Origin of the sequence: Haloferax sp. Atlit-4N, assembly GCF_003383025.1 — an archaeon.
Taxonomy (GTDB): Archaea; Halobacteriota; Halobacteria; order Halobacteriales; family Haloferacaceae; genus Haloferax; species Haloferax gibbonsii.
Genome location: NZ_PSYY01000002.1, coordinates 68,447 through 88,484, shown reverse-complemented (window position 1 = coordinate 88,484; position 20,038 = coordinate 68,447). Strand labels below are relative to the sequence as shown.

General features: G+C 67.8%; 24 protein-coding genes and 1 tRNA gene. 17 read left to right on the top strand and 8 right to left on the bottom strand.

The window, feature by feature from the left end:
• Positions 1 to 96 precede the first annotated feature (96 nt).
• Genes C5C07_RS09575 through C5C07_RS09565 form a run of 3 tightly spaced genes read left to right on the top strand, consistent with a single transcriptional unit; the run spans position 97 to position 1,632 of the window.
• Positions 97 to 477, top strand: a complete 381-nt coding sequence (locus tag C5C07_RS09575; protein ID WP_004974432.1) for a DUF5820 family protein — start codon at positions 97 to 99, stop codon at positions 475 to 477.
• 24 nt (positions 478 to 501) lie between these two features.
• Positions 502 to 951, top strand: a complete 450-nt coding sequence (locus C5C07_RS09570; protein WP_004974429.1) for a UPF0179 family protein — start codon at positions 502 to 504, stop codon at positions 949 to 951.
• 33 nt (positions 952 to 984) lie between these two features.
• Positions 985 to 1,632, top strand: coding sequence for an HAD family hydrolase (locus C5C07_RS09565; RefSeq protein ID WP_115804988.1), 648 nt, complete (start codon positions 985 to 987; stop codon positions 1,630 to 1,632).
• Between the two features lie 26 nt (positions 1,633 to 1,658).
• On the opposite strand, the gene C5C07_RS09560 is transcribed toward C5C07_RS09565, so the two are convergent.
• Both C5C07_RS09560 and C5C07_RS09555 read right to left on the bottom strand, forming a co-directional pair.
• On the bottom strand, positions 1,659 to 2,519 hold the full coding sequence (locus tag C5C07_RS09560; protein ID WP_004974426.1) for a succinylglutamate desuccinylase/aspartoacylase family protein: 861 nt from the start codon (positions 2,517 to 2,519) through the stop codon (positions 1,659 to 1,661).
• A gap of 120 nt (positions 2,520 to 2,639) precedes the next feature.
• Positions 2,640 to 3,125 carry a DUF309 domain-containing protein gene (locus C5C07_RS09555; RefSeq protein WP_115804987.1) on the bottom strand — a complete coding sequence of 162 codons (486 nt, stop codon included), beginning with the start codon at positions 3,123 to 3,125 and terminating at the stop codon, positions 2,640 to 2,642.
• A gap of 89 nt (positions 3,126 to 3,214) precedes the next feature.
• Between C5C07_RS09555 and C5C07_RS09550 the strand changes: the two genes are divergently transcribed.
• The 3 genes from C5C07_RS09550 (at position 3,215) to C5C07_RS09540 (ending at position 4,260) form a co-directional block, all read left to right on the top strand.
• The gene (locus tag C5C07_RS09550; protein ID WP_049905042.1) at positions 3,215 to 3,403 is read left to right on the top strand and encodes a hypothetical protein; all 189 of its coding nucleotides are present in this window, start codon (positions 3,215 to 3,217) and stop codon (positions 3,401 to 3,403) included.
• A gap of 68 nt (positions 3,404 to 3,471) precedes the next feature.
• Positions 3,472 to 4,131 carry a sulfite exporter TauE/SafE family protein gene (locus C5C07_RS09545; RefSeq protein ID WP_115804986.1) on the top strand — a complete coding sequence of 220 codons (660 nt, stop codon included), beginning with the start codon at positions 3,472 to 3,474 and terminating at the stop codon, positions 4,129 to 4,131.
• A 45-nt stretch (positions 4,132 to 4,176) separates the two neighbouring features.
• Positions 4,177 to 4,260, top strand: a tRNA-Leu gene (locus tag C5C07_RS09540).
• A 762-nt stretch (positions 4,261 to 5,022) separates the two neighbouring features.
• On the opposite strand, the gene C5C07_RS09535 is transcribed toward C5C07_RS09540, so the two are convergent.
• Positions 5,023 to 5,292 (bottom strand): hypothetical protein, encoded by a 270-nt coding sequence (locus tag C5C07_RS09535; protein ID WP_050459798.1) that lies wholly within the window; start codon positions 5,290 to 5,292, stop codon positions 5,023 to 5,025.
• A 91-nt stretch (positions 5,293 to 5,383) separates the two neighbouring features.
• Between C5C07_RS09535 and C5C07_RS09530 the strand changes: the two genes are divergently transcribed.
• The 3 genes from C5C07_RS09530 to C5C07_RS09520 all read left to right on the top strand — a co-directional run bounded on the left by C5C07_RS09530 (position 5,384) and on the right by C5C07_RS09520 (position 8,016).
• Entirely contained in the window at positions 5,384 to 6,181 is a 798-nt protein-coding gene (locus C5C07_RS09530; protein WP_115804985.1) for an inositol monophosphatase, read from the top strand.
• Positions 6,182 to 6,274: 93 nt separating this feature from the next.
• Positions 6,275 to 6,745, top strand: coding sequence for an Lrp/AsnC family transcriptional regulator (locus tag C5C07_RS09525; protein ID WP_004974414.1), 471 nt, complete (start codon positions 6,275 to 6,277; stop codon positions 6,743 to 6,745).
• 152 nt (positions 6,746 to 6,897) lie between these two features.
• Positions 6,898 to 8,016, top strand: coding sequence for a DUF63 family protein (locus C5C07_RS09520; RefSeq protein WP_004974411.1), 1,119 nt, complete (start codon positions 6,898 to 6,900; stop codon positions 8,014 to 8,016).
• A gap of 217 nt (positions 8,017 to 8,233) precedes the next feature.
• On the opposite strand, the gene C5C07_RS09515 is transcribed toward C5C07_RS09520, so the two are convergent.
• Both C5C07_RS09515 and tbsP read right to left on the bottom strand, forming a co-directional pair.
• Positions 8,234 to 9,922 carry a YcaO-like family protein gene (locus C5C07_RS09515; protein ID WP_004974409.1) on the bottom strand — a complete coding sequence of 563 codons (1,689 nt, stop codon included), beginning with the start codon at positions 9,920 to 9,922 and terminating at the stop codon, positions 8,234 to 8,236.
• A 49-nt stretch (positions 9,923 to 9,971) separates the two neighbouring features.
• Entirely contained in the window at positions 9,972 to 10,799 is an 828-nt protein-coding gene (gene tbsP, locus C5C07_RS09510) for a transcriptional regulator TbsP (protein ID WP_049905040.1), read from the bottom strand.
• A gap of 366 nt (positions 10,800 to 11,165) precedes the next feature.
• Here tbsP and glyA point away from each other — a divergent pair, with 366 nt between their 5' ends.
• The 5 genes from glyA to C5C07_RS09485 all read left to right on the top strand — a co-directional run bounded on the left by glyA (position 11,166) and on the right by C5C07_RS09485 (position 14,892).
• Positions 11,166 to 12,413 (top strand): serine hydroxymethyltransferase, encoded by a 1,248-nt coding sequence (glyA, locus tag C5C07_RS09505; protein ID WP_004974406.1) that lies wholly within the window; start codon positions 11,166 to 11,168, stop codon positions 12,411 to 12,413.
• Positions 12,414 to 12,508: 95 nt separating this feature from the next.
• Positions 12,509 to 12,808, top strand: coding sequence for a DUF211 domain-containing protein (locus C5C07_RS09500; protein ID WP_004974404.1), 300 nt, complete (start codon positions 12,509 to 12,511; stop codon positions 12,806 to 12,808).
• On the top strand, positions 12,808 to 13,377 hold the full coding sequence (locus tag C5C07_RS09495; protein ID WP_004974402.1) for a VIT1/CCC1 transporter family protein: 570 nt from the start codon (positions 12,808 to 12,810) through the stop codon (positions 13,375 to 13,377). The genes C5C07_RS09500 and C5C07_RS09495 overlap by 1 nt, the downstream gene beginning before the upstream one ends.
• Positions 13,378 to 13,476: 99 nt before the next feature.
• The gene (folD, locus tag C5C07_RS09490) at positions 13,477 to 14,370 is read left to right on the top strand and encodes a bifunctional methylenetetrahydrofolate dehydrogenase/methenyltetrahydrofolate cyclohydrolase FolD (RefSeq protein ID WP_004974400.1); all 894 of its coding nucleotides are present in this window, start codon (positions 13,477 to 13,479) and stop codon (positions 14,368 to 14,370) included.
• 9 nt (positions 14,371 to 14,379) lie between these two features.
• Complete coding sequence (locus C5C07_RS09485) at positions 14,380 to 14,892, top strand: NUDIX hydrolase (RefSeq protein ID WP_004974399.1); 513 nt, start codon at positions 14,380 to 14,382, stop codon at positions 14,890 to 14,892.
• 24 nt (positions 14,893 to 14,916) lie between these two features.
• On the opposite strand, the gene C5C07_RS09480 is transcribed toward C5C07_RS09485, so the two are convergent.
• Positions 14,917 to 15,150, bottom strand: a complete 234-nt coding sequence (locus C5C07_RS09480; protein WP_004974397.1) for a hypothetical protein — start codon at positions 15,148 to 15,150, stop codon at positions 14,917 to 14,919.
• 42 nt (positions 15,151 to 15,192) lie between these two features.
• Positions 15,193 to 15,903, bottom strand: a complete 711-nt coding sequence (locus C5C07_RS09475) for a hypothetical protein (protein WP_050459805.1) — start codon at positions 15,901 to 15,903, stop codon at positions 15,193 to 15,195.
• 142 nt (positions 15,904 to 16,045) lie between these two features.
• Between C5C07_RS09475 and C5C07_RS21675 the strand changes: the two genes are divergently transcribed.
• Both C5C07_RS21675 and C5C07_RS09470 read left to right on the top strand, forming a co-directional pair.
• Positions 16,046 to 16,192 (top strand): hypothetical protein, encoded by a 147-nt coding sequence (locus tag C5C07_RS21675; RefSeq protein ID WP_004974390.1) that lies wholly within the window; start codon positions 16,046 to 16,048, stop codon positions 16,190 to 16,192.
• 696 nt (positions 16,193 to 16,888) lie between these two features.
• Positions 16,889 to 17,176: a PadR family transcriptional regulator gene (locus tag C5C07_RS09470; protein ID WP_004044685.1), complete on the top strand. Its 288-nt coding sequence runs from the start codon at positions 16,889 to 16,891 to the stop codon at positions 17,174 to 17,176.
• A gap of 14 nt (positions 17,177 to 17,190) precedes the next feature.
• Here C5C07_RS09470 and C5C07_RS09465 read toward each other — a convergent pair whose 3' ends face one another.
• Positions 17,191 to 18,456, bottom strand: a complete 1,266-nt coding sequence (locus tag C5C07_RS09465) for an AI-2E family transporter (protein WP_115805455.1) — start codon at positions 18,454 to 18,456, stop codon at positions 17,191 to 17,193.
• A 220-nt stretch (positions 18,457 to 18,676) separates the two neighbouring features.
• On the opposite strand from C5C07_RS09465, the gene C5C07_RS09460 reads away from it, so the two are divergent.
• Positions 18,677 to 20,029, top strand: coding sequence for an aspartate aminotransferase family protein (locus C5C07_RS09460; protein ID WP_115804984.1), 1,353 nt, complete (start codon positions 18,677 to 18,679; stop codon positions 20,027 to 20,029).
• The last annotated feature ends 9 nt before the right edge of the window (positions 20,030 to 20,038 follow it).

Sequence of the window (20,038 nt, the reverse complement as noted above, 5' to 3'; positions counted from 1 at the left end):
TCGAGGCCCGAACCACGCGCTTCGAGCCGGGTCGAGACGGCCGCCCCTCGGCGCGGAAGCGGGAAGGCTTAGGACGCGCGGCGGACTAGCGCACCCATGACCGACCTCCCCGACGGGTGGACCCTCTGGAACGACGAACACGAGGGTCGGCGCATCCTCGCGTTCCGCCCCGACGTGTTCAACGAGAGCGCCTTTCCCGCCGAGTGCATGCCGACCGTCTTCGTGTGGAACGGGTCGCGGGCGAACCGCCCGGGCGCGACGCAGATACGCACCGAGACGTGGCACGCGGTGCTCTATCTCGAACCGGAAATCGAGGTCGTCGTCGAGGAGTTCGACTCCCGCGAGGCGGCCGTCGAGGGCGCGACCGACATCGCCGGGCGCTTTTCGGACGGCGAGATAGACTACCGGAGCGCCTACCAAGTCCCCCGGGAGGACTACTTCGAGAAGCTCGACGAGCTGACCGGGCGGGAGCCTTAACCACCTCGCAGGAGAACCACCGCTATGACCTCCGTCACGCTTGTCGGTGCCCGCCTGACCGACCCCGGCACCGAGTTCGTCTACCACGGTGAATCGAGCGCCTGCGAGGGGTGTCCATACCGCCAGCAGTGCCTCAACCTCACCGAGGGCGTCCGCTACCGGGTCCTCGGCGTGCGCGAGAACACGCAGGTCCTCGACTGCGCCGTCCACGACGAGGGCGTCCGCGCCGTCGAGGTCGAACCGGCACCGGTCACGGCGAACGTCCCCTCGAAGGGGGCGTACGCCGGGAGCAAGGCCAGCCTGCAGGGCCCGTGTCCGCACACCGAGTGCCCCAGCCACGAGTACTGCGTCCCCGAGGGTGCCGAGTTCGACCAGGAGTACCGCATCAGCGACGTGCTCGGCGACCCGCCGCACGACCACTGCCACCTCGACCGAAACCTGACGCTCGTCGAGTTCGAGCCCGCCGACGAGTAGGGGTTTTTGTGGTTCCCGGCCGCTGGCCCTGATATGACGACCGCCGTCTTCTTCGACCTCGACCTGACGCTCCTCCGCTACACCGCCGACTTCGAGACCATCTTCGACCGCGCGGTGCCGGACGCTCCGGACGGTGCCTACGACCGGTATCTCTCCGTCTTCTTCGACGCGTTCGAGGACCTCGCCGTGGACCCCTACGCGGTCGGCTTCGAGGCGATCACCGACGAGTTCGACATCGGCGACGACCCGGAGGCGCTCGTGGCGCGCTACGCGGAGGCCGAACTCGCCGCCACGACGGTCCCCGCGTCGGCCCGCGAGGCGCTCGTCCGCGTCGCCGACCGCCGACCGACGGGGATTCTCACGAACGGCGCGCCGGCGGTCCAGCGGGCGAAGCTCGAACGCCACGACCTCGCGGGCGTCGTCGACGCCGTCGTCGTCTCGAACGACCCCGCGGTCGCCTCTCGGAAGCCCGATTCGGGAATCTTCGAGGCCGCGGAGACCGCGCTCCCCGCGGACGACTACGTCTACGTCGGCGACACCTACGACGAGGACGTGGTCGGGGCGCGAGACGCCGGGTGGGAGGCGTACCACGTCGGCGACGACGGTCCCGGCGACGACCCGGCGGCGGTCGAATCGGTCGCCGAGGCGGCCGCTCGAATCCTCGGCGAGGACGACGCGTAGCGCGGAGAGACGAGACGGTCTGCCGACTACGGGAGCGTGCCGACTTTGTCGCCGGCGTAGCCGAAGATGTCCGCGTAGCCGTACGCGGAGAGGAGAATGGGGTAGAAGTCGCGGTCTGCGACGAACTGCTCGGCGTCGGCGCGGGCGAACGTCTCGCCGGCGGCGACGGGTTCGAAGTTGGTCGCGTGGACCTCGTACTGGTCCGCCGGCGGCTTGGGAAGCCGTTCGAGCAGGCGGAACACGTCGATGCTGTTCTCCTCCGGAATCGCGAGTTTCAGGCGGTCGTCTTCGGTCTGCGACTCGGACTCCTCGTCGAGCTCGCCGCTCCCGTCGCTCGCAACCGCGGGGGCGGGGAGAACGTTGGTCGCGGTGAGGAACGCCCGGATGAGCCAGTAGGCGTTGTCGGCCGCCTCGTCGGACTTCTGGAGGCCGGCTTCGACCTCGATGGTGTGGGCGTGCTCGATGAGTCGGCCCTCCGCGAAGTGGTTCGTCTCGACGGCCACGTCGACCGGGAGCCGGGGGAGAATCGACCGGGAGATGGCGTCGACCGTGTCCACGATGGCGAACGGTTCGGCGTACGACTGGGTGGAGTGAAGCGAGAACGCGGTGGTGCCGCGGACCTCGCGGCCGAGGTCGTGGGCGAGGCGTCGCTCGTGGCTCTCGGCGTTTGGGTCGCCCGGAAACGCCCGGTTGAGGTCCTCGTCGAGGTAGCGCTCGTCCGCCGCCAGCGCCTCCTCGTTGGCGACGATGAGCTTCACCGGACGCTCGACGTCGGGGTCCTCCGCGACGAACCGCTCGATGGCGCGAGCGCCGCACGGTTCGTCGCCGTGGATCGACCCGACGACAGACACTTCGGGCGTGCCGTCACCGAGTTCGTAGATTCGCATTGCCGGTTCCTAGAACTGGACGCTAATGGACCTTTAGATTCTCCCGGTTCGCGCCGCTTTCGCGGACGTGTTAGTCGGCGGGGACGGTTCGTGGCGGGCGAAGACCGCGGCCCGACGCGGTTAGTGGTCGAGTCCCTCGACGTACTCGTAGTCGGCGGGGTAGGCGGTCGCCCGGTGGCCGTCGAGTTCGATTTGCCAGCCGTGGAGCGCCGTCGGGTCGTCCAGCGCCGCCCGGAGGGTCTCGCGCACGTCGTCCACGCCGACGCCGTAGAAGTCGCTCGGAACGCCGCGGATGTACTCAAGCGCCGTCTCGAACAGCGACCGCATCCCCGCGTCGTTCTCGAAGTCGAAGTGCTTGTACGCGCCGGCGGCGACCTGCACCATCCCGTGGAGGAAGGCGCTTTCCGCGGTCCCCGCGCCGTAGTTGTACCACTCGTCTTCGAAGCAGTCGTGGCTCTCGTGGAAATCACCCGAGTTGAACAGGCGGACGCCGTGTTCGACCGCCCGGCGGAGCGTCGCGTGCTCCCACAGCCGCAGTTCGTCGTTCCACCCCGTCGGGTTGCCGAGCGGCGGGGCGACGCTCGGGTCGCGGGTGTGTTCGTCCATGTGAGTCAGGGCGACCGGGAAGCCGGTAACTCCATCGGTGGCGACACCGGGCGCTCAACTTTTTCGTGCGAGCGCGACAACGGTCGGACGTGACGGACGCAATCGAGTGCACCTACTGCGGAAGCGACGTTCGGCGTCACGACCCCGTCTTCGTGGCGGAACTCGAAGCCGGCGAGCGCGTGCCGGCGGGCGCGTTCTGCAACTACGCGTGCCTCTCGTCGCACATCGACGCGGCGGGGCTGACGACCGGCGCGTCCTGCGAGTGGCGGCCGGAGTAGGCTCCGACCGGGTCGGAGTACCCGCCGGGACCCCTGACCTATTTACCGCGATTCGTCCTTTCGAGCGTATGGCACTCGCATCAGCACTCGTGGCCGGTGGGGTTATCGGGGTCCGGCACGCGCTGGAAGCCGACCACCTCGCCGCCGTCGCGACGATGGTCGAAGACGACGACCGACCGAGCATCGTCGGCGCCTCGTGGGGCGTCGGGCACTCGATTCCGATTGCCGTCGTCGGTCTCACCTTCGTCGCGCTCGGCGTCCGCCTGCCCGAGTCGGTGACGCACTTCTTCGAAGTCGTCGTCGGTGCGATTCTCGTCCTCCTCGGGGCGCGGATGCTTCTCCGGGCCGCCGGCGTCCCCGTGCCGACGCTCCGCGACCACGACCACGACAGCGGCGTCCACCGACACCTCTCGCTCGGGAACGTCGCGTTCGGGACGAAACACACGCACGTCCACGACGAGTCGTTCGGGGTCGGCGTCCTCCACGGCTTCGCCGGCAGCGGCGCGCTCGTCATCGCGATGGTCTCGACCGCGCCCGCGGTGGGGCAGGCCGTCGCGTTCCTCGCGGCGTTCAGCCTCCTGACCATCGCCACGATGGCGACCGTCTCGTACCTCTGGGGCCGCTCGATGGCGGTCGGCGGAACGCGGGTCCTCCGCGCCGCGGCCGGCGTCGTCGGCATCGCCGTCGGCGGCCTCCTCGTCGTCGAGCAGTTCGGCGGTCTCGTCTGACGTTTCGCAACGTTTTAGCGGTCCCCCTGTCGTACTTGAGTACGCGCGAGGGTAGCTAAGTCAGGAAAAAGCGGCGGACTCAAGATCCGCTCCCGTAGGGGTCCGTGGGTTCAAATCCCTCCCCTCGCACTTATCGCGAGAAACGACGTGCCGAGCGGCGAGTGCATCTCACCCCGCGGGAGAAAAGCGGGACGCCGAGGCGGCCCGCAACCCCGGTATAAACCCGGTCGCTCGACCGCGGACGCGTTCTCTTCTGTCTCCGTCGTCTCCCGGTTACGTCGCCACCACAGCGCCGCCGCCCACATTCCGAACGATTCATCATGAACAGACCGGGTTTCCGGTGAAAAGCGCCGGAAGGGGGCCGACCGAGGACGACGTTCGGCGACGAGCGTGACCACTGTTCCGTCGACCGAACTATCAGCTTCTCCGGACAGTCCAGAATCTATCAGAAACATTCATTATATTCCCGGGCCTACTGTAGTGTTGCCGGAAGCGCAAGGACGCACCGGACGACCAAACCGAATCTGTCGGACGACGTGAAAGGCGTCGACGACGGTACGCATCGCAAGACGCGGAGGAATGGAATCGACACGAACACCGAGTCTTTCGTAACAGGAAGACGAGGTCAAAGTGCCGAAGAGGAACCGAAACAGCCCCGTAAACCGCTCTGCGAGCGAGCGGCGGGAAGACCAAGTACCGGACCACGAGAAATCGGAGTTCGGGAACTCGGCGCAAGCCGAAACGGTCGTGAGGGCTGCGGAAAACGTCTTCCGTCCGGGTTCTAATTGCGGATTCTGGCTTTTCCCGTTTTCCGACCCCCGAGCGAGCCGGCCGTCTGGCGGGACGACGCACTCCGCGACGCGTCGGGCTCGGGTCGCCATGGCGGCGACGCTACGGCCGGACCAACTGACTCATGAGCCGGAGGTACTCCGAGGCGACGAGCGGTTCGTCGGCCGCGGTGCGCTCGACGGCCGCGACGCCGTGCCGGAGTTTCTCCTTGAGCGGGCTCGGCGGAACCTTGTGGCCGAGCACGCGGGACGCCGTCTCGACGTGTTCCAGCGCGGTTTCGGCGTCGCCGGCTCTGACCGCCGCTCTGGCGTCGTCGAAGGACGCCGCGAGCGACTCGCGGACCCGCGCCGGGAGGTCGATAGCGTCTGACACGACACGAGGTAAACCGTCCATCGACATAAGCCACCGGGCCGCGTCGGCGTCGGGTCGGTGGATATAGGCGCCTCCCCGTCCTGTCACGCCCATGAACGAACTCGACGCCCGGGCGGACCGGGCACAGCGCGCGGCCCGCGACGGCGGCGCAGTCGCGCGGCGCGCCTTCAGAACCGGCATCTCCGTCGAGACGAAAGACGGAAAGACGGACGTGGTCACGCAGGCCGACAAGGACGCCCAGCGCCGCGTCGTCGAGCGAATCCGCGGGGCGTTTCCCGAGGACCCAATCGTCGGCGAGGAGGACGACGAACTCAAGTCGGTTCCCGAGTCGGGACCGGCGTGGGTCGTCGACCCCATCGACGGGACGAACAACTTCGTGCGCAACGTGCCGGTCTGGGCGACCTCGGTCGCCGCCGTCCGCGACGGCGACCCCGTCGCGGCGGCCAACTACCTGCCCGCCCTCGACGACTGCTACGCGGCCGACGGCGAGGCGGCCTACCGCAACGGCGAGGAGATTTCGGTGAGCCAGCGCGACGACCCCGAGACGTGTACGGTCTGTCCGACGTTCTGGTGGGATTACGACGTCCGCGACGAGTACGCCGCGGCGGCCCGCGCCATCGTGACGCGCTTCGGCGACCTCCGTCGCTACGGGAGCATGCAGGTCGTGCTCTCGTACGTCGCCGACGGGTCGCTCGACGGCGTCATCACGAACAAGCGGGCGAACCCGTGGGACTCGGTCGCCGGCGCACACCTCATCCGGATGGCCGGGGGGACGGTCACGGACCTCGACGGCAACGAGTGGCGACACGATTCGGCGGGACTCGTCGCCTCGAACGGGCGCGTCCACGACGTCGTGCTGGAGGCGGCCCGCGAAATCGACGAGCGGTAGACGGACGAAACCCGGAACCGGACGCGCTCGCCGCGGGCGCGAGCGTGCTTCCCATCCGCAAGTGCGAAGTCACCCCCCATCAGAAAGGATAGCATGGACCTCGACGCGACGGACCGGGCGATTCTCCGGATTCTGATGGAAGACGCGCGGACCCCGTTCAGCGAAATCGCCCGCAGAATCGACATGTCGAGCGCGACGGTTCACGACCGGGTCGGTCGGATGGAAGACGCCGGCGTCATCGAGGGCTACCACGCCCACGTCGACCCGCGGCAGGTCGGCCTGGGCACCTCCGCGCTGGTCGGCTTCCGGGTCAAGCAGGGTCGCGAGAAGGAGGCGCTCCAACAGCTTCGCGACATCGAGGGCGTCCAGGAAATCGACCTCACCACCGGCGAGTGGGACGTGATGCTCCGAGTGTACGCCGAGGACACAGACGCCCTGCGCGAGCTCATGTTCGACCACATCGCCGAGCTCGACGGGTTCTCGCGGTCCCAGACGATGGTCATCCTCGGGACCGAGTACGACGACCCGGTGCTTCCGATTCGCGACCCCGACGACGAGGACTGAACCACGCCCGCCGCGGAGCGCCACCTCGCTGCGACGCGGACTCGCCACGACGCGGACTCGCCGCGCCGAGGCGTGCGCGACGGATGCGAGAGACCGGAACCCTCAACAGGCCCGCCGTCGGGGTATCGCCTATGGCAACGGTAGCAGAGCGAATGGGTCTCGACCCCGAGCGCCTCTGGGGGCTCGGCGTCGCGGCCATCCTCGTCGCCCTCGTCGGCGGGTCGCTCGCGTTCCCTCGCGTCGTCTACGACGGCTTCATCTGGCACTACTTCTGGGGCCCCGTCCAAGCCGACGCGAACTCGGCCGTCTGTGCGATTCGGGCGAACGGCGCCACGCAGTACCTCGACACGGCGTCGGCCTGCGCCGCCGCGGCCGAACCCGTCGCGTACCCCGGCTACACCCTCGTCTCCGAGGTCGGCTACATGGTCACGCTCGTCATCGCGCTCTCGGGCGTCGTGTTCCTCCTCCGCCGCCTCGACATCGGCGAGAGCCCCCGGTTCTTCTACGCGCTCTTCCCGTTCATGCTGTTCGGCGGCGCGTTCCGCGTTGTCGAGGACGCTAACGACTCGCCCGGCGTCGCCGACGCGCTCATCAGCTACCCGCTGAACACGCTCGTCATCAGCCCGGTTATCTACGTGACCGTCTTCGCAATCACGCTCGTCGCCGTCGTCGCGAGCGTCTTCGCCGAACGGCGGGGGCTCGTCGACGACTACGTGAAACCGCTGTTCGGGGCCGGCCTCGCGGTGCTCGCGGTGGCGGTCGGTTACCTCCTGTGGGCCGGCCTCACCGGCGCGCAGGGCGCGACGTTCTACCCGCAGGTGCTCGTCGTCATCCTCGTCGGCGCGACGCTCGTCACCGCGGCGACGTGGTGGCTCGTCGAGCGCTTCGCCCCCGAGGTCAACGAGGGAACGGGATACATCGGCCTCGTCGTCATCTGGGGCCACGCCATCGACGGCGTGGCGAACGTCATCGGCCTCGACTGGATGGTCGCGCTCGGCGCGGGCAACAACCTCGTCCCGAAGCACCCGGTGAATCAAGCGGTTGTCGACTTCACGGCCTCCACGCTCCCCGAGTCGGTGCTGGCCGTCACGGGCGACGCGTGGCCGTTCCTGCTCGTCAAGCTCGTGGCCGCGACCGCCGTCGTCTGGGTGTTCGACGAGCAGATATTCGAGGACAGCCCGCGCTACGCGATTTTGCTCCTCATCGCCGTCCTCGCGGTCGGCCTCGGACCGGGGAGCCGCGACATGCTCCGCGCGACGTTCGGCGTCTAACCGCCCCGCAGTCTCCCGCGTTCCGACCCCTCGTTTTCTCCTCCGGCGAAGCTTCAAGTACCGAGCCGCGGCCAACGCCGCTATTCTGTGACTCACGCCGCGCGGCGGCCTGCGGGTGTCCGGCACACCGGCGCGCGGATACGAAGGCCCCCGCCTGCCACGCGGCCGCCCGTGCCGGCTGTCAGCTCTGACGCCCGCGACCCCCGGGACCCGCCAGCTACGGGAACGGGTGGAACTCGCGGTCCAGTCGCGGCTCGAAGCCGAGGTCTCGCGGCACCGACTCGGCGCGGTCGGCGAAGTACGGCTCGCCGATGAAAAGCGGCTGTGCGGCCGGAACGACCACGCGGACCGCCTCGAAGCCGAGTCGTTCCACGTCGCGCGGGGTGGTCCGCGCCGCGTACGCGTCGAGGTCGGCGTCCGTGACCGCCGAGACGACCGCGTCGAGTTCGGCCGCGCCTTCGGGGACCTCGTCGGGGCCGACCGAGTCCGCTGGGATAGTCGCGTCCGGCGAGACGAACGTCCGAGCCGGCTTCGGGAAGTCGGCGTAGGTCGCAATCGCGCCGCCCTGCGTCGCGGCCTGCTCCGGTCCCATGCCGCGCAGTTCGGTCCAGTTCTGGAGCGCCTCGGCCAGCGCGGAGCGAGCGGCGCGGTTCGCATCGAGGTCCGCGCCGGAGCCCATCGCGAACTTCGGCCACTCGCCGTCGCGGTGGACGGCCACCGCCACGACCGGCACGTCCACGTCCTGCGTCACGAGGAGCGCGGTCACTTCTAGGGACTCCGAGCGGGCGCGGGCCGCCAGCGTCTCGAACGTCTCGTCGGTCACGTCCAGTCCGAGCGGGTCGAACGTCGAGTACCACGCGAGCATCGTCGCGTCGCGCTCGACGACCTCGTAGAGCCCCGAGAGAATCGCCTCGGTCCCGGAGTTGCCGAGGCCGAGCCCGGTCGTAATCGACGGCTTGTGTCGCTCGGACGGCGGCGGGTAGTGGACGAACTCCGCCGGGAGCGAGACGGTCGAGCCGGTCGCGAGGTCCTCGCCTTCGACCCACTGAATCGGCTCCTCGGGGTCGGGGTCGCGAAAGGAGTCGGGTCTGACGAAGCGACTCGGCGGCACCGCGGCCGGCCGAGACGCCGCGGGCGCGACGGCGAACTCGCTGGAGCGGTAGACGCCCGCCGAGTAGCGTTCGAGCGCCTCGCCGAGCGCCTTCATGTAGGCCTCGTCCCAGCCGGCGGCCGCGCCGCCGGCGAGTTCGGCCGCCCGAGCGTCGGCGTAGACCGTCGTGTCCGCCGTCTGCGCGACGTAGTACGGCAGCGGGAACGACTCGCGCTCGCCGACCTGCGTGACGATGCCGACGCGGTCGTCCACGGCCGATTCGGCCCGCGCGAGCGCGTCGTCTAACTCCACGGCGCGGAAGTCGCGGTCGAGGGTTCGGTCCCGCTCCATCGGCGACGGCGCGGGGAGGAACGACCGCTCGGGACCGGGGACTTCGACGACGGTCCCGGCCACGTCGTCGCCCGAGAGGAGCGCGATACCGCGCCGCCCGGCCACCGCGCCGGCGAGTCGGACGGCCGCGCGGTCACCGCCGGGGCGTCCCTCCGACTCCGTGGTGGACGCGACGCGCGCCCGGAGGTCCGCGAAGTCGGCGCTGCCGGGGTCGAACGCCGAGACGGCCGCGTCAAGGTCGTCCACGGGGTGGCCGCCGACACCGCCGATTTCGACGGCGAGCCATCTCGAAGCGGCTTCGTCGGCCGCGTCGAAGGCGTCGCTGCCGGCCGCGGCGACGACGAAGCCGAGGTCGAACGAACCGAGCGAGTCGGGGGTCGTCTCCGAGACCGTCGCGTCGATGTCGGCGCACGCCGCGCGAATCGACTCGGCGGCGGGACCGCTCCCGACGAGTCCGATGTTCATGCGCGCGACGAGGGGCGGCGGCGGGAAAAAGCGAGGGGGTCGCGGTCGGCTACGCGTCGAGCAGTTTCTGGGCCTCGTCGGCCAGTTCGTCGGCGGCGGCGGCGACGAGCTCGTCCGCGCCGAGCTTCAGGCGGAGCCGCGGGCGACCGACGTCGATGGGTACTTTCTCGGTGTCGATGAGGCCGAGTTCTTCGAGCTTCGTCTTCGTCCGGGAGAACGTCGCCTTGCTGGCGATGCCCACGTCCTCGCCCCACTTCGAGATGTCGTAGAGGAGAACTTCGTTGCGGGCGGCGACGAGAAGCGAGATAGTCACCTCGTCGAGGCCGTCGCCGTCGCCGCGAGCCGACGACAGCGAAGCGAGCACGGCGTCGAAGTCGGCGAGCGTCTCTTCGCCGATGTCCTCGCCGAGGGTCTCGCGGACGCGCGAGAGCGGCGGGGTCCGGAGCTTGAATTCGGGCGCGGCTTCCCAGTGGGCCTGATGGGCCTCGAACGCCGTTTCGACGAACGCCTCGTCGTCGGTGACGAGGCCGGCGACCTTGTCACCGGCGGCGACGAGCGCGACGACCGAGTTCGGCGTGACGAACAGCGTGTTCTCGACTTCGTCGTCGGCGGTCCGCATCGAGAGCGCGCCATCGGCGACGAGGTTCGCGGCGTTGGAGGCGACGATGAAGTCGTCGAGCACGTCCTTCAGGACGCCCTCGTCGGCGACGAGACGGATCTCCGGCAGGTCGCCGTCGATGTCGGTCGCCACGGCGACGAGCCCTTCGATGACCTCGGCGGTCGGGTTCGCGACCAACACCTCGTCTTCCGACGAGGAAAGGACGGACTTGATGATGTCTCCTACCCCCTCAGCGAGTAGATTAGAACGAATAGCCATAGCTTGAATATCGCCAGTAATATATTTAATATTAACGCAAGACGACCGGCAGAACGTATTCGAAATCGAGTTGTACCAACGCTGTATCGCGCGAATTGAGCATTTCGTTTCAGAAATTTTACCCCTATCGGCGAGCGGGAAAATCGATGGCGAACCGAGAACCCCGTGCGTCCGGGAGTTGTCGCCTGCGGCGGTCGGCCTCGGCAGTCAGTTCGGCTCGGGAACACGTCGGAGACGGTCGGTATCGCGCGTTCGTGTATCTGTTCACGGTAGCACACCACAGAATATACACGGGCGTGCAACACAACACCGGCAGGCGTAGCCAAATGGGACACATTTATGCCGTAATTGGACCGGATACTACGTATGGACTACAGCCACGTCCGCGACGTCGACCCCGCCGTGGCAGACGCCCTCGACGGCGAGGTCGAACGCCAGCGCGACACGCTCGCGATGATCGCCTCGGAGAACCACGTCAGCGAAGCGGTCCTCGAAGCGCAGGGGAGCGCGCTGACGAACAAGTACGCCGAGGGCTATCCCGGCAAGCGCTACTACGCTGGCTGTGAGTACGCCGACGACGTGGAGAACCTCGCCGTCGAGCGCGCGAAGGAACTGTGGGGCGCAGAGCACGTCAACGTGCAGCCGCACTCCGGCACGCAGGCCAACATGGGCGTCTACCTCGCCATGCTCGAACCCGGCGACAAGATTCTCTCGCTGGACTTGACCCACGGCGGCCACCTGAGCCACGGTCACCCCGCGAACTTCACGGGCAAGCTCTACGACGTCGAACAGTACGAGGTCGACGCCGAAAGCGGCTACATCGACTACGACCAGCTCGCCGAGAAGGCCGCGGAATTCGAGCCGGACATCATCGTCTCCGGCTACTCAGCGTACCCGCGCGCCGTCGAGTGGGAGACGATTCAGGAGGTCGCAGACGACGTGGACGCGCTCCACCTCGCCGACATCGCCCACATCACGGGCCTCGTCGCCGCCGGCGTCCACCCCTCGCCGGTCGGTGTCGCCGACTTCGTCACCGGCTCGACCCACAAGACCATCCGCGCCGGTCGCGGCGGCATCATCATGTGCGACGAGGAGTACGCCTCCGACATCGACAGCGCCGTCTTCCCCGGCGGTCAGGGCGGCCCCCTCATGCACAACATCGCCGGCAAGGCGGTCGGCTTCAAAGAGGCGCTCGAACCCGCCTTCGAGGAGTACGCCCAGCAGGTCGTCGACAACGCGAAGGTCCTCGCGGAGACGTTCCAGGACCACGGTCTCAGCGTCGTCTCCGGCGGCACCGACACGCACCTCGTGCTCGTCGACCTCCGCGACTCGCATCCCGACCTCACCGGCGGCACCGCCGAGGAGGCCCTCGAATCGACGGGTATCGTGCTGAACGCGAACACCGTCCCCGGCGAGACGCGCTCGGCGTTCAACCCCAGCGGCATCCGCGCCGGCACGCCCGCGCTCACCACCCGCGGCTTCGGCGAGGAGGAGATTCGCGAAGTCGGCGAACTCATCGTGAAGGTCGTCGACGCCCCCGAGGACGACGACGTGCTCGCGGACGTCTCTGAGCGCGTGCAGGAACTCTGCGACGCGAACCCGCTGTACGAGTAAGGGTCCAGACGGAACTATCGCGGTTCCGCTCGCCCGGTTTTCAAACCCCTCTGTCGAGTAACACTATTAGCCGCGCCGCCGTATCGCCACTCGACATGGCTCCGATTCGTCGGCTCGTTCTCGACGTGTTGAAACCGCACTCGCCGTCGACGGTCGAGTTCGCCCGCGAGGTCGCCGACGCGGCCGGCGTGGCCGGCGTGAACGCGACGCTCCTCGAAACCGACCGCGAGGTCCAGAACCTCAGACTCGTCGTGGAGGGAGAGGCCGTCGACGACGACGAGGTGGAACGACGGATTCGCGACCTCGGGGGGACGGTCCACTCCGTCGACGAGGTCGTTGCGGGCGAGACGCTGGTCGAGTACCGGGACCAGCCGCAGGACCCGTCGTCGTCGTGATGTCGGCTCGCCTCGCTTCGCTCCTGCGCGACGACCGCGTCCGCGCCATCTCCCGCCGGTACTTCGTCTCGAACGGCTTCGACGGGGCGCTGACCTGCATCGGGCTCGTCATCGGCGCGTACCTCACCGGCGTCACGGAGGGGCTGACGGTCGTGAAAATCGGCGTCGGCGCGGCGGTGGGCCTGACGACCTCCGGCGTCTGGAGCGTCTGGGAGATAGAGCGCGCCGAGAAGCGAGCCGAGTTGGGCCGCATCGAAGACGCCATGCTGACCGACCTCGGCGGGACCGCGGTCGAACGCGACAAGGTCGCCGCGCGGGGAATCAACGCGGCCGCGAGCGGACTCGGGCCCTTGGTCGGCATCGTCGTCCCGCTGCTACCGTTCCTCGCGGTCGGCACGCTGCTGTCGATGACGTGGGCGACGCTCGCCTCGGTCGGCCTCGGGACGGGCATCCTCTTTTCGTTCGGCGCGTACATGGGGTCGATATCGGACCAGCGGTGGTACGTCGCCGGCCTGCGGATGGCGCTCGCGGGCGTCGCGGTGGCCGCCGTAAACTTACTTTTCGGGTGACCGTTTGTGCCCACATTCGTGCATATTTTGACTCCATCACGACCGAGAATACGCACGAATCCGAATCTTTGAAATGGGCGGGGCGCGCTGTCTGAGACAATGACGACCATCATCGACGGCAACGCCGTCGCCGAGGAGATTCGCGACGGGCTGTCCGACGCCATCGACGCGCTCGACGAGGCCGGCGTGAAGCCGGGGCTCGCGACCGTGCTGATGAGCGACGACCCCGCGAGCGAGACGTACGTCTCGATGAAACAGCGCGACTGCGAGGAGGTCGGCATCGAGGCGTTCGACTACGAACTCGACCCCGAGACGCCCGCCGACGAGCTGTACTCGCTCGTCGACGACCTCAACGACGACGACGAGGTCCACGGCATCCTCGTCCAGATGCCCGTCCCCGACCACGTCGACGACCGGACGGTCCTCCGCCGCATCGACCCCGCCAAGGACGTCGACGGCTTCCACCCCGAGAACGTGGGCCGCCTCGTCGCCGGCGACGCCCGCTTCAAGCCCTGTACGCCCCACGGCGTCCAGAAGCTCCTCGCCGCCGCCGACGTGGAGACCGAGGGCGCCGACGTGGTCGTCGTCGGCCGCTCGGACATCGTCGGCAAGCCGATGGCGAACCTGCTCATCCAGAAGGCCGAGGGCGGCAACGCCACGGTCACGGTCTGCCACTCGCGCACGGACGACCTCGCCGCGAAGACCCGCGAGGCCGACATCGTCGTCGCCGCCGCGGGCGTCCCCGAACTCGTCACCGGCGACATGCTCTCGGAGGGCGTCGTCGTCATCGACGTGGGCGTCAACCGCGTCGATGCGGACAACGAGAAGGGCTACGAACTCGTCGGCGACGTGGAGTTCGACTCCGCGAAGGAGAAGGCCAGCGCCATCACGCCCGTCCCCGGCGGGGTCGGCCCGATGACCCGCGCGATGCTCCTCTGGAACACCGTGAAGGCCGCCGCCGAGGCCGAGGACGTCGACGTGGACCTTCCCTGAGTTCGGGACGTGAGTCCCCCGTCAGACGCCGACATCGACGGCGAGTGGACGTACGACGTGGACGGCGTCATCCGGCGTCGGAACCGCCACGACCTCGACGCCGAGGCGTTCGCCAGCGCCGTCGAGCGTATCGAAGGCGGCCTCGAATGGGGCGTCGGCGCGCTCTGCGAGCGCGAGCGTGACGGCGCGGTGCTTCTCGTCCGGCAGGACGGCCAGTGGGTCCTCCCCGGCGGCGGGGTCGAAGCCGGCGAGACGAGGCGCGAGGCGCTGGTCCGCGAGGTCGCCGAGGAGACCGGCCTCGACGCCGACGCGGGCGCGCTCCGAGTCGTCACGGAGCAGTCGTTCCACCACGGTGGGGACGCCGCGAGCTTTCGATTCGCGATTTACGAGGCGACCGTCGCGGGCGACCTCACCGACGACCCCGGCCTCGAAGACGAGGCCATCGCTGACGTGGCGTGGTTCGAGACGCTCCCCGAGGACACACTGGACCGCGGGCTGATTCGGTTTCTGCTCGGACGCTGACGCCCGTTCGACCGCGATTTTTTCTCACTCGTGGGTCGCCACGAGCAGTCGGTCGTCGTCCCGCCGAACGCAGAACCGGGTGTCGGCGTCCACGTCGAAACTGTGCGCGTTTCGGTCGGAGATGAGCAGTTGCGAGAAGTCGTCGCCGCAGGCCGGACAGGCCACGCCATCGCGGTTCTCGACGAGCATCGTGTCGCCGTCGTCGCGGAGCAGTTTCACCCGGTGGCGCACGTCGTGGATGTCGAATCCGGCAGTCATCGTCGGCGAAGGGTCGTCGTGGAGGAAAAACGTTCGGGAGCGTCAGAACAGCGCCGCGAGCGTGTCGCGGGCCGACGCGAGCGCGTCGAGGTCGTCGTCGACGAGCGCGGTGTGTATCTCGCGGGCGGCCGCGACGAGCGCCTCGGACTCCGAAAGCGAGACGGCCCCGTCGAGCGCTTCGACGCGCTTGCGATGGTTCGAGAGGGTTTCGAGCGTCGTCCTGACCTCGGGGTTCGGGTTGTCGTCGAGCCACGTCGAGAGGTCGCGGCAGTAGGCGTCGATGGCCTCGGCGTAGGCGAGGCCGCGGGCGTCGGCCATCGAGTCGGGCACGGCGTCGGGGTCGGGGCGCTCTCCCTCGTCGGCGCGGCGGAGCAGGGTGATGACGTAGAACTGTTCGTCGTCCGTGGGGCGGTTCGACCGGGCGACCACGTCGACCGCGTGGAGCAGTTCGTGAGCCGCCAGCGGGGTGTCGTCGAGGGGGAGCAGTTCGCCCCCGCGGATGTAGCCCGTCTGCCGGATGTAGTCGCGGAGGTCGGACTTCAACGCCGGGGCGGCGTCGCGAATCGACCCGTCGCCGACGGCCGACCGGTGCGCCGAGAGGTCGAGGTCGACCTGCATGGCGGTGTGGCGTTCCCTGTCGCCGACGCCGACGCTCCGGAGGCTCCCGCACTGCGGGCACGATACGCTTCCCGTCTCGTAGTACGACCACCGGTGGTCGCACTCCTTGCACTCGCGCTCGCCGCGTATCTCCATGCGACTGGATTCGACCCGGCGGCGCAAAAGCACGGCGACCCGACGCGAGGGCATCAGGGCGAGGCGAGTCGACGCGGCCGCGAGCGGTCGCCAGCCGAGATGACCGCCGGGCTACATACGTCCGGCGGCCCACCGTCGGCATATGCGAAGCGAATCCGAGGTCCGAGAGCAGTACGAGTTCCTGAAGGACGAACTCGACTCCGACGAGATGCGACACGAGGGGGTCAGAAAGCTCATGACCCATTATAAGCGGGCGCTCGGCTGGGTCCTGGAAGAGGAACACATGTGAGTTTCATAACATAAATCTTCGAGTAGAGCGGAACCGCATCGTTTCCGGAATTCGGCGCGTGCGTGCCACTCAGACGGACAGTTAGCCGAATTGTCAATGTTTGGCACGCGTCGTTATCTTTAAGTGAAACCGAACAGTAGCCGATAGTGACGCTTCGCTTTGGAGGGCCGAAGCGTCAGCGGGGACCAATTCAGGGCGGCATGCCGTGCCGGAGATTTCCGGCACGGCTTGCTTTCCTTCTGCGCGAAGCTACGACCCGAGAGCGACTGTTCCATTCGTGCCGCGTTCGAGTCACATCCGAGCTCCGGCTCCGGCTTCCGGTCCCGGCGCCGGCCCCAGCCGTTCTCGGTGGCCATCCGAGTCGTCAACTCGGTCTCATCACACGAGCTACGTGTTCGACCCGCCGCCAGTCGCTCCGAGAGCGGTGACGCCGCCATCTCGCCTCGGATTTCCGTTTTGGATAGTCGTGTGATTGTTCATTGATAACACTTAACAATCTACTCGCTTACTGCGCCCGAGCCGTCCAGTTGTGGACATATCCGGACATCGAAACGGCAACTTCGGGAGATTAGTAATTTGGACTACATGATTGCTGACGGAGTATCTCGGAGACTAGCGGGTTTTCGAGGGAGAATCGTCGGTCGAGGCCGATATGCTTATCTGAATTAGACAGTAACATACGAGTCGAATTTACCGATGTACGACCTGACAGGATTCCAGCGAGACCTGCTGTACGTCATCGCGGGTCTCGAAGAGCCGCACGGACTCGCCATCAAAGAAGAACTCGAAGCCTACTACGAAAAGGAGATTCACCACGGGCGGCTCTACCCCAACCTCGACACGCTCGTCGAGAAGGGGCTGGTCGACAAGGGCCAGCGCGACCGCCGGACCAACTACTACACGCTCACCCGCCGCGGTCGCCGCGAGATAAAGGCCCGCGACGAGTGGGAAGCGGAGTACGTCCCCGAAGACTTCGAAGCGTGAGCGGGCGACTCGGACTACCCGTCCACGCCGGCGTCGGACGGCGACCGTGAGTCACGACTCGATTTCTCGTCTCGGTCGGTAAACGTCTCTAGCTCGTCCGATTCGCTCACTTCCGGCCGGTCGGTCGCGGCTGTTTCTCGCGGTTCGTCGTCCGCCTCGTCGGCCGTCAACTCCTCGACCGGCGGGCCGTCGACCAGATGTCCGGGGTCGACCATGTACGGCCGAATCGGCTTTCCCGCCAGGAGCTCCGGTAGAACGAGCCGGACGAAGTTCACGAACAGCACGAGTATCATCGGCATGAGGAAGATGCCGTACCAGCCGAACAGGAGCGGGCCGAACGTGTAGGCGAGCATCACGGCCCCGACGTGGAGGCTCCGTCCGGAGACGTACGGCCGGAGCACGAGGTCGGGAATCGTGTCCACGATGACGAACGAGACGGCGGCGAAAAGCAGGACGAACCAGAACCCGGGCGGGTTGGCAATCGTCGCTTCGAGAGCCATGTAGGCAGCGACGGGGACGTAGACGAGCTTCATCCCGACGACGGGAATGAGGCTCGCGACGCCGGCGAGCAGGCCGATAAGCGCCGGTGCGGGGATGTTGACGCCCATGGGCGCGATAACGTTCAAAAGCGAGTACGCGATGACCCCGATGGTGCCCGTGAGGATGGCGTTCAGGATGTTGCCGAAGAAGATGTTGTTGAAATCGCGGTCCACGCCGCGCATGTAGGCTTCGAGGATACCGTGGTCGTCGGCGAACATCGACTGGCCCCACCGGCGGAGTCGGTGGCCGTCGCGGAGGAGATAGAACGCGAACGCGATCATGACGAACAGGTGAATCGCGCCGATACCGAGGAACGCGAAGGTGTTGGCGGCGACGCTCAGCGAATCGAACACCGAGCTGATCGCTTCGGGAGTCAACACTGACCGGAAGTCGTACTCCAACAGCGCCTGCGGGCTGGCGATTCCCTCCAGCAGCGTGGGGTCGATGCCGTAGGCTTCGAGGTCGATGGGCACCTCGTCGGAGGAGAGTTGGTCGGCGTATTTCAGGAACTCGCGGAGGGCGATGGTCGCGGCGTAGACGACGAGTCCGAGCGCGGGGAGCGCGAGGGCGAAAAGCGCCACAGCCGCCGCGAGGCTTGGGGGCTTCACCCGCCTCCGAATCCGCCGGTAGATGGGTCGCGTGGCGTAGTAGATGAAGAGACCGAAGACGAACGTCCCGATAAAAGAGTAGACGACGTAGGCGAGCGCGCCCGCGAGGACCAACGCGAGCGACCACCACATCGCGCGGGAACGCTGGATGTCGGGGAGAGCCATACCCAACACGGACGCGGAGGCGTCAAAAGCCTATCGCGGGAGCGACAGGTCACGACGCCACACCGTCACGTTCGGCCGTCGAAGGCGTCCTCTCGCGCGGCGAAACCGACCGACTGGACCGCGCCCCGGCCGATATTGCACCATTAATAACGAATATCTTAACACACGTGTCTCCGTACCGAGCCGCATGGACCGAGAGACGGCGGTGCCACGCGTCGATTCGATGCCCGGCGAGAAAGCGCGCCAGTGGGTCGAGTACCACCACGAGCACGCCGCGCCGAGCACGTACGTCTACGACTTCGTCTGGGACATCACGGCGGAGTCCGAGGGGCCCTTCTGCACCGACGTCGACGGCAACGTCCTCCTCGACTTCACGAGCCACGTCGCGGCCGCCCCGCTCGGCTACAACAACCCGAAGGTCATGGACCGCATGGCCGAGTTCGACCTCGTCGACCCGACGAAAATCGCCGGCCAGGACTTCTACGTCAGCGACGGCTCCGCGCCCGGCGAGGAGCGGCTTCCCGGCCCCGCGGCGCTCATGGACAAACTGACCGACCTCACGAGCCACTACGGGATGGACACGGTGTTCCTGTCGAACTCCGGGGCCGAGGCGGTCGAGAACGCCATCAAAATCGCCTACGACCACGCCGACGGCGCGAAGTACGGCGTCACCTTCGAGGGCGCGTTCCACGGCCGCACCCTCGGCGCGCTCTCGCTCAACCGCTCGAAGTCCGTCTACCGGCGCAAGTTCCCCGAGATTTCGGGCGTCCTCGACGTGCCGTTCTGCGACGACCGGACCTGCTCGCCCGAGACGTGTTCCTGCGGCTTCTTCCCCGACGGCGACTCCGCCGTCTCCAAGCTCCGGCAGAAGCTCCACCCGAAGAAGGGCCACATCGACGCCGACGAGGCCTCCTACGTCATCGTCGAACCGATTCAGGGCGAGGGCGGCTACCGCTTCCCGTCGGACGCCTTCGCAGAAGAGCTCGCCGCCGTCGTCGACGACTACGACCTGACGCTCATCGCCGACGAGATTCAGACCGGCGTCGGCCGAACCGGCGAGCTGTGGGGCTCCGACCACTACCCCATCGAGCCCGACATCATCACCGGCGCGAAGGGCCTCCGCGTCGGCGCGACCATCTCGAACGACGAGATATTCCCCGACGAGACCTCGCGGCTCTCCTCGACGTGGGGCGCGGGCGACATCGTCTCCGCGATGCAGGGCGTGTTCACCCTCGAAGCAATCGAGGAGTACGACCTGCTCGACAACGCCGTCGCCCGCGGCCGACAGTTCATCGAGCGGCTGCGCGACGACGCGCCCGACACCGTCGTCGACGTGCGCGGCAAGGGCCTGCTGCTCGCCGTCGAGTTCGACACCAAAGAACGCCGCGACGCCGTGCAGGAAGCCGCCCTCAAGCGCGGCCTCCTCACCCTCTCGTGCGGCTACAAGGTGCTTCGAATCCTCCCGCCGCTCGACGTGACGGACCGCGAAATCGACCTCGGCGCGACGATGCTGCTGGATGCCATCGAGGACGTGTCGTAACGCGGCCGG